This window comes from Nonomuraea sp. MTCD27 (assembly GCF_041950495.1).
In the GTDB taxonomy this organism is placed as follows: Bacteria; Actinomycetota; Actinomycetes; order Streptosporangiales; family Streptosporangiaceae; genus Nonomuraea.
Map to the genome: position 1 here is coordinate 66,692 of NZ_JBGNUW010000018.1, position 15,969 is coordinate 82,660.

17 protein-coding genes are annotated in these 15,969 nt (G+C 71.1%); 7 read left to right on the forward strand and 10 right to left on the reverse strand.

Features of this window, described 5'->3' with window-relative positions:
• Positions 1–7: 7 nt before the first annotated feature.
• The 3 genes from ACBJ59_RS42220 to ACBJ59_RS42230 form a co-directional block, all read right to left on the reverse strand.
• Positions 8–361, reverse strand: coding sequence for a VOC family protein (locus ACBJ59_RS42220; RefSeq protein ID WP_375115726.1), 354 nt, complete (start codon positions 359–361; stop codon positions 8–10).
• Positions 358–720, reverse strand: coding sequence for a Zn-ribbon domain-containing OB-fold protein (locus ACBJ59_RS42225; protein ID WP_375115727.1), 363 nt, complete (start codon positions 718–720; stop codon positions 358–360). The genes ACBJ59_RS42220 and ACBJ59_RS42225 overlap by 4 nt, the downstream gene beginning before the upstream one ends.
• An 88-nt stretch (positions 721–808) precedes the next feature.
• The gene (locus ACBJ59_RS42230) at positions 809–2,650 is read right to left on the reverse strand and encodes a protein kinase (RefSeq protein WP_375115728.1); all 1,842 of its coding nucleotides are present in this window, start codon (positions 2,648–2,650) and stop codon (positions 809–811) included.
• A 163-nt stretch (positions 2,651–2,813) separates the two neighbouring features.
• On the opposite strand from ACBJ59_RS42230, the gene ACBJ59_RS42235 reads away from it, so the two are divergent.
• Positions 2,814–3,404, forward strand: a complete 591-nt coding sequence (locus ACBJ59_RS42235) for an isochorismatase family cysteine hydrolase (RefSeq protein ID WP_375115729.1) — start codon at positions 2,814–2,816, stop codon at positions 3,402–3,404.
• On the forward strand, positions 3,404–4,141 hold the full coding sequence (locus ACBJ59_RS42240; RefSeq protein WP_375115941.1) for an SDR family NAD(P)-dependent oxidoreductase: 738 nt from the start codon (positions 3,404–3,406) through the stop codon (positions 4,139–4,141). Before ACBJ59_RS42235 ends, ACBJ59_RS42240 begins: the two co-directional genes overlap by 1 nt.
• Before the next feature lie 12 nt (positions 4,142–4,153).
• Here ACBJ59_RS42240 and ACBJ59_RS42245 read toward each other — a convergent pair whose 3' ends face one another.
• Positions 4,154–5,311: a serine hydrolase domain-containing protein gene (locus tag ACBJ59_RS42245; RefSeq protein ID WP_375115730.1), complete on the reverse strand. Its 1,158-nt coding sequence runs from the start codon at positions 5,309–5,311 to the stop codon at positions 4,154–4,156.
• 30 nt (positions 5,312–5,341) lie between these two features.
• Here ACBJ59_RS42245 and ACBJ59_RS42250 point away from each other — a divergent pair, with 30 nt between their 5' ends.
• Positions 5,342–6,250 (forward strand): cyclase family protein, encoded by a 909-nt coding sequence (locus tag ACBJ59_RS42250; protein WP_364132776.1) that lies wholly within the window; start codon positions 5,342–5,344, stop codon positions 6,248–6,250.
• Here ACBJ59_RS42250 and ACBJ59_RS42255 read toward each other — a convergent pair.
• Positions 6,228–7,391 carry a cytochrome P450 gene (locus ACBJ59_RS42255; RefSeq protein WP_375115731.1) on the reverse strand — a complete coding sequence of 388 codons (1,164 nt, stop codon included), beginning with the start codon at positions 7,389–7,391 and terminating at the stop codon, positions 6,228–6,230. The genes ACBJ59_RS42250 and ACBJ59_RS42255 overlap by 23 nt on opposite strands.
• A 98-nt stretch (positions 7,392–7,489) precedes the next feature.
• Here ACBJ59_RS42255 and ACBJ59_RS42260 point away from each other — a divergent pair, with 98 nt between their 5' ends.
• Entirely contained in the window at positions 7,490–8,146 is a 657-nt protein-coding gene (locus ACBJ59_RS42260; protein ID WP_375115732.1) for a TetR/AcrR family transcriptional regulator, read from the forward strand.
• Here ACBJ59_RS42260 and ACBJ59_RS42265 read toward each other — a convergent pair.
• From ACBJ59_RS42265 to ACBJ59_RS42280, 4 genes are all read right to left on the reverse strand, one after another.
• A complete protein-coding gene (locus tag ACBJ59_RS42265) occupies positions 8,131–9,624 on the reverse strand; it encodes an AMP-binding protein (protein WP_375115733.1) in 1,494 nt (497 codons plus the stop codon). The genes ACBJ59_RS42260 and ACBJ59_RS42265 overlap by 16 nt on opposite strands.
• A 12-nt stretch (positions 9,625–9,636) precedes the next feature.
• A complete protein-coding gene (locus ACBJ59_RS42270; RefSeq protein WP_375115734.1) occupies positions 9,637–10,695 on the reverse strand; it encodes an LLM class flavin-dependent oxidoreductase in 1,059 nt (352 codons plus the stop codon).
• Positions 10,696–10,893: 198 nt separating this feature from the next.
• Positions 10,894–11,208 carry a hypothetical protein gene (locus ACBJ59_RS42275; protein ID WP_375115735.1) on the reverse strand — a complete coding sequence of 105 codons (315 nt, stop codon included), beginning with the start codon at positions 11,206–11,208 and terminating at the stop codon, positions 10,894–10,896.
• Between the two features lie 147 nt (positions 11,209–11,355).
• Positions 11,356–12,672 (reverse strand): ferric reductase-like transmembrane domain-containing protein, encoded by a 1,317-nt coding sequence (locus ACBJ59_RS42280; protein WP_375115736.1) that lies wholly within the window; start codon positions 12,670–12,672, stop codon positions 11,356–11,358.
• A 644-nt stretch (positions 12,673–13,316) separates the two neighbouring features.
• On the opposite strand from ACBJ59_RS42280, the gene ACBJ59_RS42285 reads away from it, so the two are divergent.
• The 3 genes from ACBJ59_RS42285 to ACBJ59_RS42295 all read left to right on the forward strand — a co-directional run bounded on the left by ACBJ59_RS42285 (position 13,317) and on the right by ACBJ59_RS42295 (position 14,915).
• Positions 13,317–14,144: a DUF899 family protein gene (locus ACBJ59_RS42285; protein WP_375115737.1), complete on the forward strand. Its 828-nt coding sequence runs from the start codon at positions 13,317–13,319 to the stop codon at positions 14,142–14,144.
• 40 nt (positions 14,145–14,184) lie between these two features.
• Positions 14,185–14,385: a hypothetical protein gene (locus tag ACBJ59_RS42290; protein WP_375115738.1), complete on the forward strand. Its 201-nt coding sequence runs from the start codon at positions 14,185–14,187 to the stop codon at positions 14,383–14,385.
• A 113-nt stretch (positions 14,386–14,498) separates the two neighbouring features.
• Positions 14,499–14,915: a hypothetical protein gene (locus ACBJ59_RS42295; protein ID WP_375115739.1), complete on the forward strand. Its 417-nt coding sequence runs from the start codon at positions 14,499–14,501 to the stop codon at positions 14,913–14,915.
• A gap of 226 nt (positions 14,916–15,141) precedes the next feature.
• Here ACBJ59_RS42295 and ACBJ59_RS42300 read toward each other — a convergent pair whose 3' ends face one another.
• Positions 15,142–15,948: a GNAT family N-acetyltransferase gene (locus ACBJ59_RS42300; RefSeq protein WP_375115740.1), complete on the reverse strand. Its 807-nt coding sequence runs from the start codon at positions 15,946–15,948 to the stop codon at positions 15,142–15,144.
• Between the last annotated feature and the right edge of the window lie 21 nt (positions 15,949–15,969).

The window sequence follows — 15,969 nt, forward strand, 5'->3', positions numbered from 1 at the left end:
GGGCAGATCAGAGGGGTTCGGGAGGGCTCGCAGGGGCTGGGAGGGACGCGTACAGCACGAAGACGTTCCCTGAGGGGTCGCGCAGCACGGCCCGCGTCTCGTGCGGCCCGGCCTCGGGCGCCCGCACCACCTCGGCGCCGCGCGCCGCCAGCTCCCGCACGGCCCGCTCGACGTCGTCCACCTTGTACGACGGGGCGGCCGAGGTGGTGACGTGCTCGGCCGGCCCGGCCAGCGCGACGGTGACCCCGCCGCCGTCGAGCGCGGCGAACCGGTCGCCGTCGCGGAACTTCACCGGCAACCCGTAGAAGGCGATCGCCTCGTCCAGGTCGGCGACGGGGATCAGCACGTTGCCGAGCTTCACGCGGGCCTCCAGTGGGGAAGGTCGTCGAGGAACGTCACGCGTACCGGGAGGCCGACGCGCACCTGCTCGGGGGCGCACTCCACCACGTGCCCGAAGGCCCGCACGCCCTCCGGCAGGTCCACCCAGGCCATCACGTAGGGTTCGCGGCCCCGGTAGGCGGGGGCGAACGAGCGGTGCACGACGGTGTAGGTGTGCACCACGCCCTCGCCGGAGGCGGGCTCGAACACGAGCCGGTCGCCACCGCACCAGGGGCAGGCGGCCTCGGGGAGGTGGATGCGGCGGTCGCAGGCGGTGCAGCGCTGGATGACCAGCTCGCCGCGCCCGCAGGCGGCCCAGTAGGCAGAGGTGTCACCGCTCATCGCTGCCAAGCTAGCGCACGCTTGGTTTCCCGACAAGGCCCGCCTGGCCGCAGTGCGCCGACCCCCGCTGCCGCACCCCACGTGGCGCTCACTCCGGGTCCGACGGTTCCCACAGGTCCGACAGGTCCGACGGGTCCGACGGGTCCGACGGGTCCGGCGTGGCGGGGAGGAGGTCGGGCGAAGGCTCCTCGGACGTGCGGAGGGGCGCCGTGGACGGGGTGGGCGAGGGCTGGGCGACGGGGGCGTCCGAGGGCTGGGCGGCGGGGGCGTCGGAGGTGGGCGGGGCGGGGGTGTCGGTGCCGGAGGCGGTGTGGTCCGTGGTCGGCGTGGGGTCGGCGGAGCGGGTCGGGGTGGGGGGCGGCGGGCAGGCGGGGCCGTTCGCCGCCACCTCGCTCACCTGCGGCCCGTTCCCCGCCGCGGGTTCCGTCATCACCAGGATCCCGAAGTACGCCCGCTCCCCGCACGCCACCGCCCCCGGATCGTGCGTGAGGTCGCTGGTGTAGGCGGTGCTGCCGCGCAGGGTCCGGGTCTCCCGCCGGACCGTCCTGGCCGTCCCGCCCTCCCCGTCCCGGCGCGTGTACGAGATCCGCAGCCGCACCGGCCCCGTCCCGTCCGCCGTGACCGAGACCGCGCCCGCCGTGCCGCTCCACCGGACGATGCTGGCGGCCCGCACGGTGGGGAGCGGCACCGAGGTCCCGCCCTGGCGACCGGTGGGGAGCGGGGGTGGGGGCGTCGTCGTGCCGGTGGGGGGTGGCGGCGGCGCGAGGGTCGTGGGCGTGCGGCGGGGGGTGGCCGGGGCGGACGTCCGGCTGGGAGCGGCGGGGGGTTCGGTGGTGGGCGCGGGAGCGGCCTGGGTCTCGGCCCTGGGAGGCGGCATCAGGATCGCCCCCGGCCCGGGAGGCATCTGGCCGCCGGACAGGATGATGGCGATCAGCGCCGCCACCACCGTCGCGCCCGCCACCCACAGCTGCGGGGGCAGCCTGGGCATCCGCCGTACCCGGTCGCGCAGGCCGGCCATGGCCGGAGCCTCGCGGTCGGTCCTGGCCAGGGGGAAGCGGAGGGCGAGCAGCGTGGCCTGCTCCGCCAGGTGCCGCCGCCCCCGCTTCTCCCAGTCGGGGCCGTACCCGGCGACCGCGTCCTCCTCCAGCTCCGCCGCGAACTGCCGGGCCGAGGCGTACCTGGTCGCCGGGTCCTTGGCCAGGCCCTGCCGGAGCAGATCGCGCAGCGTGTCCGGCGCCACTTCCAGCGGCACCGGCTCCACCAGGTGCTTGTCCCGCAGCGCGGGGACGTCCGGCTCCTCGTCCCGCTCGCCGTCCGGGCCCTCCTTAGCCCGGTAGGGCGGCCGCCCCCTGACCGCCTCGAACAGCACGCACGCCGCGGCGTACACGTCGGCAGGCGGCCCCGCCCGCTCCTGCGTCCACAGCTCGGGCGACATGTACGCCGGGCTGCCCGCCGGCACGCCCGGCTCCTCGGCGTGCACCACCACGCCGAAGTCGGCCAGCTTGCCGGTGCCGTCGGCCTGGACCAGGATGTTGCCCGGGTTGACGTCCCGATGCGGCACGCCCTTCTCGTGGGCGGCGGCCAGGGCCAGCAGCGTGCTCTTGACCAGCGCCAGCGCCGCCTCCGGGCTGGTCCGGCCGTGCTCGGCCAGCAGCGTGCGCAACGACACGCCGTCCACCAGCTCCATGACCACGGCGGCCCTGGTCGGGGTCTCCACGTACTCGTACAGGCGCACCACGTTGGGGTCGTCGAGCTCGACGAGCTCGTGGGTGTCCGACCGGAAGCGGTCCATGAACTCGGCGTCCCTGCGCAGGGTGGCGTTCAGGTACTTGATGGCCACGTACGCGCCGGTCGACTGATAGGTGGCGAGGAACACGCGGCCGGTTCGGCCGGCGCCGAGCTGGCGCACTTCACGGTAACCAGGGACCAAGTCGTACCCCCATCAGGCAGCCGTCTTGGATTCGACGGTCTCACCCGGGGTTCGGGTTGTCACGACCGCAGATATTTCGCCCCGCGTTAATGCGAGTTGACGCTGAGTGTCGGTGTTATGCTTCCCAAGCAAGCGCTCGGCTAAATAGCTGTGGAGGTCGCCGGTGGGGCGCGTGGCGGTGCTGGTCATGGAGATGCAGCGGGGCGTAGTCGGCGATCGTACGAAATTTCCGGAATTGGTGGAGGCGTGTGCCCGCCACGACGTGATCGCCAACGCGGCCCGCCTGCTCCAGGCGGCCCGGCAGGCCGGGCTGCCGGTGATCCACTGCACGGCCGCCTTCCGCCCCGACCGGGCCGGCTCGCACGCGGCCAACAGCCCGTTCATCGTCTCCCTGCTCAAGGACCCGGACCACATGCTGGAGGGCACGCCGGCCGTCGAGGTCCTGCCCGAACTGCGGGACGGCGGCGACCTGGAGAGCCGGCGCCATCACGGCTTCTCCCCGTTCACCGGCACCTCCCTGGACATGACGCTGCGCTCGCTGGGCGTCTCGGCCGTGGTCGCGCTCGGCGTCTCGCTCAATCTGGGCATCCCGGGCCTGGCGCTGGAGGCGGTCAACCTGGGCTACCGGGTGACGGTGGTCACGGACGCGGTCGCGGGCATCCCGGAGGACTACGCGCGGGGCGTGCTGAAGCACACGATCAGCCTGCTCGCCACCCGTACCACCACGGCGGACCTGGTCGAGGCGTGGCAGTGATGGACGGGCTGCGCCTGGACGGGCGCGTGGCGGTGGTGACCGGGGGAGCGGGCGCGATCGGCGCGGCCATCGCCGCCGACCTGGCCTCGCTCGGCGCGCAAGTGGTGATCGCCGACGTGGACCTGCCGAACGCCGAGAAGGTGGCGGCCGGCCTGCCCGGCGCGCGGGCGATGGCCGTGGACCTGGCCTCGCCGCCGGCGGTGGAGGGGTTCGGGGGCGCGGTGGGCGAGGTGGACGTCCTGGTGCACAACGCCGGGGTGTCGATCGTGGAGCCGTTCACCGAGAGCGACCCGGCGGGCTGGGACCTCATGTGGCAGGTCAACCTGCGCGGGCCGATGCTCCTGACCAAGCTGCTGCTGCCGGGCATGCTGGCCAGGAGGTGGGGGCGGCTGGTGTTCGTCTCCTCCGACGGGGCCAGGGCCGGCTCGGGCGGCGAGGGTGCGTACGCGGCGACCAAGGCCGGGCTGTTCGGCCTGGCCAAGACGCTCGCCCGCGAGGCCGCCAGGGCGCACGTCACCTCGAACGTGGTCTGCCCCGGCCCCACCGACACCCCCATGCTCCGCCGGGTGTCCGCGGCCGAGCCGGGGCTGGTCGACAAGATCGCCCGTGGCATCCCGCTGCGCCGCCTCGGCACGCCCGCCGACGTGGCCGGGCTGGTCGCCTACCTGTGCACCGATCGCGCCGCCTACATCACCGGGCAGATCCTGTCGGTGAGCGGCGGCGTGACCATGCACTGAGCGCCCATGACCTCACAACGAGTCGTAGACCGCCTGCACCAGGCGCAGGCCGCGCAGGTTGCCGGAGATGGCGTCGGCCATCTTGTTCATGACGTAACCGATCGCCAGGCCGCGCCCCGGGTCGCCCAGGCCGAGGGAGCCGCCCATGCCCGAGTGGCCGAACGCGGTGGGCGACGGCATCGGGAAGGTCAGCGACGGCCGCATGAAGCCGAGCCCGAACGAGGTGTCCAGGAGGAGGACCCGGTCGGGGCCGTGCACGCGGGGGCGCATGGCGTCCTGGAGCGTCTCGGGGCGCAGCAGCTCGCCGCCGACCAGCGCGCGGTAGAACCCGGCCAGCCCTCTGGCGGTGGTGACGACGCCGGCCGCCGGCCAGCCCGCGCGCAGGACCACGGGGTTGTTCGCGCCGCCCTTGAGCAGGTGCATGCCGGGGTTGCCGAGCGCCCGGTTCATCAGGCTTTGCGGGTCGAGCGCCGCGCGCGCCATCTCGGCCAGCACCTCCGGCGGCCGCCCACCGGCGGGGGTCTCGGTGACGCCGGGCCCGGGGCGCTCGCCGGCCTTGAGCCGCGCCGTACGGGCGATCACGGAGTCGGGCGCTCCCACCCACAGCTCCAGCTCCAGCGGCCCGGCGATCTCGGCGGCCACCAGGTCGCCCACCGACTTGCCGGTCACCCGCCTGATCACCTCGCCCACCAGGAACCCGTACGTCAGCGCGTGATAGCCGTGCGCCGACCCCGGCTCCCAGAGGGGCGCCTGCCCGGCCAGCCGCGCCGCGATCGCCGGCTGGTCCTCGAACTCCTCCACCGGCACCGGCTCCGCCACCACGGGCAGCCCGCACTGGTGGGTGAGGAGGTGCTCGACGGTGACCGTCTCCTTGCCGCCGGCCGCGAACTCCGGCCACACGTCCGCGACCGGCGCGCGCACGTCCACCAGCCCCCGCTCGGCGAGCTGCAGGAGCACGGCGGCGGTGATCGCCTTGGTGCAGGAGTAGGCGAAGGCCGGCGTGTCCGCCGCCCAGGGCCGCCCGGTGTGCCGGTCGGCGATCCCGTCCCACAGGTCGACCACCGGCTCGCCGTCCAGGTAGACGGCGAACGCGGCGCCCAGCTCCTCGCCGTCGGCGAAATGCCGCTCGAACACCTCGCGCACACGAGAGAACCGCGGATCGCAGTGCATCGGACCTCCGGAGAGAAAGGGAGCGCTTACTTGGTTCACGAGCCTAACAACTGGGGACGATTCGGCCCAGACGATCAGCGTGGCACCCTCAACCTCCTCACCCCGGCCGTGGTCCTCGACGCCCTGCGCAGCGCCACCACCGGCGAGGTGCTGAGCCTGGCCATGCCGATCAGGGGCGCCACGTCCTCACCCGCCCCCGGCACGGTGCCGCACCTGCCGGGCCGCCCGCTGCCGCAGCACTTCATGTCCGTGGACGGCGGCGACTACGCGGCGGGCGCCCGGCCGATCGGCGCGGGCCTGCGGGTGGCCGACGACGCCCTCGTCGTCACCCACCACGGCACCACGACGCACATGGACGCCCTGTGCCACATGTGGTCGGGCGACGAGCTGTACAACGGCCATCCGGCCGCCCGGGTCCGCTCGTACGGCGCCACCCGCTGCGGCATCGAGCACGTGGGCGGGGTGGTGGCCAGGGGGGTGCTGTACGACGTGCCCCGGCGGCTCGGCGTGGACCACCTGCCGGCCGGCTACCGCGTCCCGGCCGGGCTGCTGGAGGAGCTGGCCACGCCGCGTCCCGGGGACGTGGCGGTGATCCGTACGGGGTGGCCGGTGGTGTGGGAGCGCTCGCGCGAGGAGTACTGGTCGGGCCAGCCCGGGCTGTCCGCCGAGGCGGGCCGCTGGCTGGCGGCGCGGGACGTGGCCGTGGTGGCCTCGGACAACGCCGCCATCGGCGGGCTCAACGCGAAGGGGCTGGCCGACGAGCCGCTGGAGGACGACCTGCACCTCGTGCTGCTGCACCGGCACGGCATCCACCTGATCGAGATGCTCTGGCTGGAGGAGCTGGCGGCGTCAGGACGCACGGAGTTCGTGTTCGTCGCGGCGCCGCTGCGGATCGAGGGCGGCACCGGCAGCCCGCTCACCCCGCTGGCGATCCTGTGATCGCAGGCCAGGTGACCGGGAGGCGGGCGACCCCGTACACGGCGGCGTCGTGCTTCAGCGGCACCTCCGTGGCGGGGACGGCCAGCCGCAGGCCGGGGAAGCGCTCGAACAGCGCCCGATAGCCGATGTGCAGCTCGATCCTGGCGAGCTGCTGCCCCAGGCACTGGTGCACGCCGTGGCCGAACGCCAGGTGCCTGCGGGCCTCCTGGCGGCCGGGGTCGAGCGCCTCCGGGTCGTCGAACACGTCCGGGTCCCGGTTGATCAGCGGCAGGGAGAGCGCGACGGTCTCACCCTTCCTGACCAGCGTGCCCGCCACCTCCACGTCCTCCGTCGCGGCCCTGCTGGGCGCGCCGAGGTGCACGATCGACAACCAGCGCAGCAGCTCCTCGACCACGCCCTCCTCGTACGCGCGTCCCGCCTCCAGCAGCGCGAACACGCCGAGGGCCAGCATGTTGGCGGTGGTCTCGTGGCCCGCGACGAGCAGGATCATCGCGGCGTTGACCAGCTCCTCGTCGGTGAGCTCGCCGGTGAGGCCGCTGATCAGGTCGTCGCCCGGCGTGGACCGCTTGCGCCGTACCAGCTCGCCCAGGTAGCCGGCCAGGTCGGCCATCGCCTTGGCGACGTCGCCGTCCGCCCCGACGATCTGGAGGCTGCGGTCCTGGAAGAACTCGTGATCCTCGTACGGCACGCCGAGCAGCTCGCAGATGACCACCGACGGGATCGGCAGCGCGTAGGCGCTCACGAGGTCCACCGGCGGCCCCGCTGCGGCCATGGCGTCCAGGTGTTCGGCGGCGATGCGCTCGATGCGCGGCTCCAGCACGCGCATCCTGCGCAGCGTGAACTGGCCGGTGAGCAGGCGGCGGTAGCGCGTGTGCTCGGGCGGGTCCATGGCGCCGAAGAACCCTGGCGGCGCGGGTTGCCCGGTCTCGCCGGCCGTGGTGAACCGCAGGGCGGCGTGCTTAAGCTCCCGCCGCGCGCTGAACCTGGGATCGCTCAGCACGGCCCGGCCCGCCGCGCTCGTGGTGGCCAGCCAGCCCAGGTGGCCGTCGGGGAACTCCAACCGGCTCATCGGCGGCAGGCCGCGCAGCTCGGCGGGCGGGTCGAAGGGGCATCGCGGATCGCGTTCCATGGGAAGTCGCATAAATCTGAGAGTAGACTCCCAATTGAGAGTTGTATAGCGAAACATGGTGATCTCTCGTGAGTGGACGCGGACCGCCGTACCCCGGAGAATGCGGAGTCATGAGCGACCGACCGGGCCTGCGCGAGCGGAAGAAGGCCAAGACGAGGGCGTCGATCCAGAAGGAGGCGCTGCGGCTGTTCCGCGAGCAGGGCTATTCGGCCACGACGGTCGAGCAGATCGCGGAGGCGGCGGAGGTGGCGCCCAGCACCGTCTTCCGCTATTTCGCGACGAAGGAGGAACTGGTGATGGTCGACCAGTTCCCGCCCTTCGTCGAGGCGCTCCAGGAGGTGCCGCCCGAGGTGGGGCCCGTGCCGGCCGTACGGATGGCCATGCGTGCCGTGATCGAGGCGCAGACGCCGGAGGAGCGCGCCGACAGCCTGGAGCGCGAGCGGCTCATGCTCACCGTGCCCGAGCTGTGGGCGGCGAGCCTGGAGAACATCACCGGCGTGGTCAGGAGCCTCAACGAGCGGCTCGCGGCGCGCGAGGGGCGCGCGCCGGACGACCCGGAGATCCGCAACGTCACGGGGGCGATCGTGGGGCTGATCATGGGGGTGTGGGTCGACTGGGTGCAGGATCCGGGCATGGACGCGCCCGCCGAGCTCGACCGCGCCCTGCTCCACCTGGAGGCGGGGCTGCCGCTGGATCGGGCCGCGGGTCGGGCCGCGGATCGGGCCGCGGGTCGGGCCGTGGATCGGCGCGGTCAGGCGCCCGGGTAGTTGCCGCCGCCGTGGGTCTCGTCGAGGGCGTCGTAGTCGGGGGTGAAGCCGCGCTTGGGGATCGTGTCCACGAACGTGACGTGCCGCGGCTTCTTGTACGACGCCAGCAGCGTTCTGACGTGCTCGACCAGCTCGTCCGCCGACGCCTCGGCCGCGGGCTTCAGCGCCACGACGGCCTTGACCGCCTGGTGCCAGTCGGGGTCGGGGACGCCGATGACGGCGGCGTCGGCCACCGCGGGGTGGGTCTTGAGCGCGCGTTCGACCTCGGCGGGGTAGACGTTCTCGGCGCCGGACTTGATCATGCGAAGCTTGGGGCCGATGAAGGTGATGGTGCCGTCGGGTTCGCGGCGGCCGAGGTCGCCGGTGTGGTGCCAGCCGTACGCCGACTTTTCGGCATTTAAGTCGGGCCGGGCGAAATATCCGGAGAAGAGGGTCTTGCCGCGGGCGCAGATCTCCCCGACCTCGCCCGCCGGGACCTCGCTGCCGTCCGGGGCCAGCAGCCGTACCTGCGCCAGCGGCGACGGCCGCCCCGCGAACCCGGCCCCGCCCTCCGCCAGCCCGAGGAAGGTCAGCATGCCGCCCACCTCGGTCTGCCCGTACCCGCCCATCTTGGAGCGGCACCAGGGGGAGTCGTCCACGGTGATCATGTCGTCCCACTCCGCCGAGTGGGCGACGAACCGCAGCGACGACAGGTCGTACTTGCCGCCCGCGTTCGCCTTCGTCACCGCGTCGATCATCGGCCCGAACAGGAACGCCTGCGTCACCCGTTCGGCGTCGATGAGCCGGCACGTCTCCTCGGGGTCGAAGGCGGGGGTGAAGACGTTCGTGCCGCCGATCTGCAGGGTGGCCAGGCAGAACATCATGGTCCCGACGTGGAAGAGCGGGCCGTTGTTGAGGAAGGTGAAGCCGGGCTCCATCTGGCGTACGACGAGGAGGGAGGTCGCGTGCGCCACGAGCGCGGCGCTGCTGAGCAGGGCGGCGTTCGGCCGGCCGCCGAACGCGGCGGTGTAGAGCGCCAGGACCGGCTCGGCATCGCTGACCTGGGGGAACTCCCTGAGGTCGGCGCCCGCCACCAGCTCCTGATACTCGTCGCCCGCGCGTACCCACGGCTGCCGGGCCGAGGCGCTCAGGGCCGTGGTGGCCTCCGACGGCTCCCCGACGACGGCCGCCGGGGCCAGGTCGTCGAGCACGAAGCGCAGCTCGTCCTCGGACTGCCGCCAGTTGGCCGGGCACAGGACGGCGCCCAGCCGGGAGCAGGCCAGCAGCAGCTCCAGCACCGCGTGCGAGTTCTGCCCCAGCCACAACACCCGGTCGCCGGCCGCGACGCCCAACCCGTCCAGCGCCGCCGCCAGCCGGGTGACGCGGACGTCCAGTTCCGGGTAGGCGAGCCGGACGTCACCGTCCACCACCGCCGTCACCTGCGTGCGGCTGCGGGCGTGGTCGGCGAGGACGTCTGACAGGGACAGGCTGTGGATCATCTTCGGTCTCCCTCAGGCCCTGAAGGCCGGCATGACTTCGGTCGCGAAGAAGCGCATGACCCGCTTCATGTCCTCCAGCGGCATCGGCCGGGTGCTGCCGAAGTCGCACAGGAGGTTGCCGAACCCGGCGTCCCTGAGCAGCGAGATCTGCTCGATCACGCGCGCCGGGTCCCCGATCACCTCGAGCTGCTCCCACCGGAAGTCGGGGGAGACCGTGCCGCCCTTGAGATAACGGTCCTGGTAGTACTCGAAGCCCTGGGCGGTCCGGCCGGTCTTGGGGTCGATGGGGGCGCTGCGCTCGTTGAAGATGCGCGAGCGGTCGAACGACGCCTCGAACCTCGCCTGGTCCGCGCGGGCCTGCTCCAGGGTGGGGGCGACGTACACGCTGCGGGCCACCACCAGGTCGGCCCCCGCCGGGTGCCCGGCCTGCGCGGCCGTCTCCCGCCAGGTCTCGGCCGCCTTGACGACCTTGCGGAACGTGGCCGCCGGGTCGGCCAGGATGGGCAGGCCGCGCTCGGCGTACATGGTCACGGTCTCCGGCGAGACGGCCGCCACGTGCAGCGGCGGGTGCGGGGCCTGCAGCGGCCTGGGCACCAGCGAGACCTCGGCGCCGGTCTTGTAGAACTTCCCCTCGTGCTGGTACGCCTCCTGCGTCCAGAGCCCGACGATCACCTCCAGCGCCTCGTTGAACCGGTCCCGGGCCTCCGCCAGGTCGATCCCGAACCCCTCGAACTCGAAGCTCTGGTACCCCCGCCCGATACCCAGATCCAGCCGCCCCCCGGACAGCACGTCGACCTGGGCGGCCTCCTCGGCCACGTGGACGGGGTTGTGCAGCGGCAGCACCACGATGCCGGTGCCGAGGCGCAGGCGGGAGGTGCGGGCGGCGGCGTGGGCGAGCATGGTGAACAGGTTCGGTACGACGCCGTAGTCGCGGAAGTGGTGCTCGGCCAGCCGTACCCCGTCGAACCCCAGCTCCTCGGCCAGCTCCATGAGCTCCAGGTGGTAGTCGTAGACGTCCTTGAAGCTCTGGCCGTCGAAACGGTGGAAGAGGTGGAAGGTCGAGAACTTCATGCGGCGGCCCCTCAACGGTAAACCAAGCGCTCGCTTGGGAGCGTACCACAGCCACCCCCGCAACCCGCCGCTCGCTTCGGTGCCCGCCCCAATCCTTGTTACCGGCTGAGCCGGCGGGACCCCGCCCTGAATGGGCCTTCGCGTGGGGGCGCTTCGCGCGTGGGGTGGATCCGGATCAGACATCCAGATTCACCCCCGTCACATGGTGCCGTCCCGGTAGAAGCTCAGCCCGGCATGCTCGGGGTCGGTGTAGACCTTCACCGTCCCGTCGGGGTACGCCGCGAACGGCAGGACGACGCCGTCCGGACACGGATGCAGGAACATCAGGGTCGAACCGACGACGACGAACGAGCGGGCCATCGGCGTGGCACGCTCGGTGCCGTGTTCGGCACGCCACTGGCTCACCCGCTCGGCCGCGCCGGGCTGGTCGGCGACGTTCTCGACCTTCCCGATCAGGTCCTCGATGGCCGGACGGTCCAGGATCTCGATCTGCAGGTCCCGCGGTTCTCCCATTGGCGTACTCCTTGGCTCGTTCGACGCGGATGCCGGTCAGTTCTGGATGGCGGCGAAGGCCAGGCACGCGAGGACCAGGAGCAGGGCGACGGCGACCGTCATCCGGGTCATGTAGGCGTGGCGCACGGTACCTCCGGAAGAGACAGCTCAGACCCAGGCGAAGCGCTCGGTGTGGATACGGTCGATGGGTACGCCGAGCTGCGGGATGGCGGCCTCCATGGCGTCGAGCATCGGGTTCGGGCCGCAGATGAAGTACTGGAAGCGCGGATTGGCGGACGGCAGGTGCCGGCGTAGCGTGTCGGCGGTGATGTGGCCGGTTTCCCCCGTCCAGTCGGGCGGCGGTTGTTCGAGCACGTGGACGACCCGCAGGTTCAGCCGGCCGGTGAGTTCGCCGATCTCCTCGCGGAAGGGGACGCTGTCCCAGTCGCGGTGGGCGGAGAACAGCACGACCGGCCGCACATCGTCCCGGTCGGCGAGGGTTCGCAGCATGCTCAGCGCGGGGACGATGCCGACCCCGCCGGCGATCAGGCAGAACCCCGCGCCCTCGTACTGGTCGATGGAGAACACCCCGTGCGGGCCGTCGACGTAGACGGTGGTGCCCGGCTGCACCGCGCTGACGCCGGAGGTGAAGTCTCCGAGCGCCTTGACGGCCACGGCGACCGTGCCACCCATCTCGGCGCTCTCCGCGCTGGAGGAGAACGAGAACGGGTGCGAGGTGACCGAGAACGGCGACCGGCCGACCGTGATCCAGGCGAACTGGCCGGGCTGGAAACGCAACCCGTCGTGCCCGTTCGGGCGCAGCACGAGAACCGTGATGCGGCCACGCTCGGGGATCACCTGTTCGACCGCCCACGGGCGGCGCCACAACCACAGCGGCCGCAGCACCCGAATCCACAGGAGCAACCCCACGAACGCCGCCGACATGATCGCCCACAACACCTGCTTCCACAGGCTGTCGATGTAGTAGTTGACCAGCAGCACGTGAATCAGCGCCGCGACGACCGCGACCGTCGCCATCACCGCGTGCAGTGCCTGCCACACCTCGTACGACAGTCGCAGGCGTCGTCGCCAGACCGAGGTCACCATGAGTATCAGCAGCGCCAGCACCGACAGCACGGCGAACCGCGCCCTCCACGGCAACTCGGTGGGGGAGAAGGCGGCGAACACGCCAGGACCTGACAGCGCCATGTGCACCACGATGAACGCCAGACCGACGTAACCGATCTCCCGGTGAAACTGGATCACCGCATCCGTGCCGAACGGCTCCGCAATGGCCCGGACCCGCGCGACGAGGGCGAACTCGATCCCGATCAAGGCCAGGCCGACGAACCCGAGGGCAACGGAGAAGTCGGTCCAGAAGCCCTGCCCCGGGCGGTTCACCCCCATCAGCGCGAACGCCAGGGGTGCCACGCAGACTCCCAGGAACACGCCGATCCACACGATGCCCTGGGCAGCCGCTCTCATGCCGGACGTCCCGGGGCGCTCAGCGAAGTCGCCGGCACGGGCCACCCCCGGGCCCGCTCCGCGACCGCGGCGAACACCGAACCACCGTCAACACCGCTCACACCCCCGCGATGAGCTGCAACAACATGACGTGCGTACCCGTCCGCACCGTGCCAAAACGATCCCGGGACGGGGGCGCGGTGGTCAGACTCATTCGGTGCCGTCCTTCCAGCTCGGGCACGTACGTGTTCCTGGGCAGGTCCAACGAGAACTCCCGCACGCGAACCCGAACTGACCATCTGTCCGGTTGATGTCCTTCGTTCGCCCTTGTATCGCCTCCATTCGTAAATCAGTATTGGCAGGCGCAGATATTGACTCCGAAACATCCCAGACCGCACAGCGTGGAAAGCACGATTATCGACGGTTAACGTGAGAGCCGGCATTGATGAGCGTCGTGGCGCTGATCGGTGGACCCGGTAATCGCACCGGACATCGACGGAACCGTACGGACGCAGAGACGTGCGGTCGCATCGTGCGGAAACCGCGCCGACCGGCAACGCCCACCGAGGTCAAGAGCCACCTCCCCACACGGAAAGTAGCCTTTCGATCGTTGTGCAGCAGCAAATTAGATGACGGGGACAGGCATTTACGAGAAAGGATTTCACATGACCCACCAGCCCACCGACCCCAACGTTTCAGCCATCGGCGACACGGCCAGACCCCTGGTCGCCGATCGGGCCGCGTTCCAGGCCGAACTGGACCGGCTTCGGATCCGGGAAAAGGCGCACACCCGCGAGGGCGATGCGATAGCCGCCGCCCGGCGCCGCCTGCCGATGGCCGAAGTCGATCCGCGGACTCCGTTGATCGGTGCGGACGGGTCGGTCCCGTTGATCGACATCTTCGACGGCCGGTCCCAGCTGATCGCCTACTTCCACATGTGGCACACCGGCCGGCCCGCCGCGGAGCAGTGCGAGGGCTGCACCTTCAACACCTCCCACATCAACGAGCTGGCCTACCTGCACTCACGCGACGTGAGCTACGCGGTCCTCTCCGAGGGGCCGTACGAGGAGAGCTCGCGGTACCGCGACTTCATGGGCTACACCGTTCCCTGGTACTCGGTGCCGCAGGACTCCGTGGAACGGCTGATCGCAGGCCGGTACTTCGGCATCCTGGCGTGCTATCTCCGAGTCGGCGACCAGGTCTACGAGACCTACTGGACCTCCGGTCGCGGCAACGAAGCGATGGCACCCTCGTACGGACTGCTGGACCGGACCGCCTACGGGCGGCAGGAGCTCTGGGAGGACTCACCGGAGGGCTGGCCGCAGCGCTGGGGTTCCAAAGGCGGCCAGTTCCGGTCGGACGACGGCCGCCCGATGGCCCAGGGACCGCGCATCCAGGCCGGCCGCGACGACGACCTCGGCCCAGTGCCGGACGGATGGACCGCGTGTTCCTGCTCGCTGCACGCCGGCCCCCCGGCCGCGGCGAAGAAGTGACGGCACCGTCGTACGGACCGCTGGATCGGACCGCGCGGCTGTGGCTGACCAGGTCCGCGACCTCGCGGCCAAACGGGGCGACGCCGGGGCAGGACTGGTGGACCTCAGGAACATCGACCTGCCGGTGCCGGATGAGGTGATGCCGGCGCCGAGGGCCCGCTACGGCCTGCCGCACATCCGCTCCGTTGCGGGCCAGACCCCGCCAGCAAGCAGCACGTTTGAGCTGCCAGTTGAGGAGTAGGCTCGAACGTCGGCTGCCGATGCGAAAAGTGGAAGGTTGCTTCGCTGGTGGACCTTGCAAGATGCGGCGTGGAGCGAGGGCGCTCGCTCAGAATGGTAAGCGCTCTCATTTGTATGGCCGCATTCGTCGTTGGATGCGGCTGGCTGAAAGGAGATCTCCAGGTTGATCCCGTCGTACTCAGTGAAGTCCGCGCAATCGGAACACTGAGTGGCGAAAGCGAAATGCGGAGCGACGCCAACGGGCAGGTCGAGATCACAAACTTCTTGGTGATCGACGTTGGCGCGGCGGACTCACGGGGCGCGGTGGCGAAGGCTGTTGCGAACTTACAGGCACAAGAGTGGGTTGTCGAGGCCGAAAGCAGGCCAGTGCGGGTATTGATGAAATCAACTAGATGGACTGGTGCGCAGCTCTCCATTGCGCCGTACGATCCCATGAATCTTCACGATGTGCCAGATCTTCAAGAAGCGCTTGCCGGAAAAATAGCAATGGAAAAAGGGCTGGTCATCATCGATGTGTTCACCGCCGCATAGTCGGTGGCCATCGAAGTCGTGTCTGTCCCTGCCTTTAGATCTTGACGCGCTTGGTGGTGGCGGGTCGGGATCGCGCTCACACGCTCTCGGGGTGGCGCTGCGGGTGGCCGCACTGATGGTCACGATGTGATCATGTTGGACCGGATGCCCTTGGCAGTGCTCTGATATGCGGAGACATCGGTGGTCCTGGAGCCTCTTGCTCAGCGGGCAGGGAGAACGTCGGGGTTCAGGGCGTGATGTGGTGCTCGGTGAACTGGCCGCAGGAGTGGAAGCCCAGGCGTCGGTAGACGGGTTCGCCGTTCGGGGACGCCTGGAGGACCGCGATGCGGTGGTGCTCACGGCGGGCGGTGTGGAGGGCGGCGAGTGTCATGGCGCCTCCGTAGCCGCGTCGGCGGTGGGTGGCCAGGGTGCAGATGTTGTAGATCCCGGCCACGTGTGCGTGGAGGAAGACTTCGGCCGAGCACACCGGACGGCCCTCCGCATAGCCGACCAGATAGAGGGCCGGGCAGTCGGCGGCCAGCGCTTGGGAGACGGCCCGGTCGAAGAAGCGGCGCACCGCCGCGGCGGGTGGGTCCCAGTTCGCGGCGACGACCGTGGCGTAGTCGGAGAGCTGTTCAGGTGTGGTCACCGGGCGGATGTCCAGTCCGTCCACGAACGGCTGGGGCAGGGGGCCCTCCAGGTCGGCCCACATGGCCGTCTCTTGTTCGCCGGCCGGCAGGCCGGCCGCCGACAGGCGGGCGGTCAGATCCTCCGGGAGGGAGGCAGGGCCCACCCACCAGGAGAAGGGGCGGCCGGTGGCGGCCAGCGTCCGGATCGTCTCGGTGATCCGTGCCTGGGCGGTGTCGGGGGTGAAGCGGGCCGCGGCAACGATGTTGAACGTGTCGTCGGCGAGACCGCTGTCGGCAACCAGGAGATCGTCGGTCTCCGCGACGGTCGCGCCCTCCATACGTCGGTGCAGGTGACAGGCATGCTCGGCCAGGTTCTGCTCCATCCTGGCCAGCAGCCCACCTTCATCACGGGCGGGGCTCTTCATCGGGTCCATGATGCTTGACCA

Bases quoted from the DNA above. Each gene is read 5' to 3' on its own strand.
- ACBJ59_RS42275 (WP_375115735.1), bottom strand. From the start codon at position 11,208: ATGGGAGAACCGCGGGACCTGCAGATCGAGATCCTGGACCGTCCGGCC.
- ACBJ59_RS42265 (WP_375115733.1), bottom strand. From the start codon at position 9,624: ATGATCCACAGCCTGTCCCTGTCAGACGTCCTCGCCGACCACGCCCGC.
- ACBJ59_RS42300 (WP_375115740.1), bottom strand. From the start codon at position 15,948: ATGAAGAGCCCCGCCCGTGATGAAGGTGGGCTGCTGGCCAGGATGGAG.
- ACBJ59_RS42240 (WP_375115941.1), top strand. From the start codon at position 3,404: ATGGACGGGCTGCGCCTGGACGGGCGCGTGGCGGTGGTGACCGGGGGA.
- ACBJ59_RS42280 (WP_375115736.1), bottom strand. From the start codon at position 12,672: ATGAGAGCGGCTGCCCAGGGCATCGTGTGGATCGGCGTGTTCCTGGGA.
- ACBJ59_RS42295 (WP_375115739.1), top strand. From the start codon at position 14,499: ATGGCCGCATTCGTCGTTGGATGCGGCTGGCTGAAAGGAGATCTCCAG.
- ACBJ59_RS42260 (WP_375115732.1), top strand. From the start codon at position 7,490: ATGAGCGACCGACCGGGCCTGCGCGAGCGGAAGAAGGCCAAGACGAGG.
- ACBJ59_RS42255 (WP_375115731.1), bottom strand. From the start codon at position 7,391: ATGCGACTTCCCATGGAACGCGATCCGCGATGCCCCTTCGACCCGCCC.
- ACBJ59_RS42270 (WP_375115734.1), bottom strand. From the start codon at position 10,695: ATGAAGTTCTCGACCTTCCACCTCTTCCACCGTTTCGACGGCCAGAGC.
- ACBJ59_RS42285 (WP_375115737.1), top strand. From the start codon at position 13,317: ATGACCCACCAGCCCACCGACCCCAACGTTTCAGCCATCGGCGACACG.
- ACBJ59_RS42245 (WP_375115730.1), bottom strand. From the start codon at position 5,311: ATGCACTGCGATCCGCGGTTCTCTCGTGTGCGCGAGGTGTTCGAGCGG.
- ACBJ59_RS42225 (WP_375115727.1), bottom strand. From the start codon at position 720: ATGAGCGGTGACACCTCTGCCTACTGGGCCGCCTGCGGGCGCGGCGAG.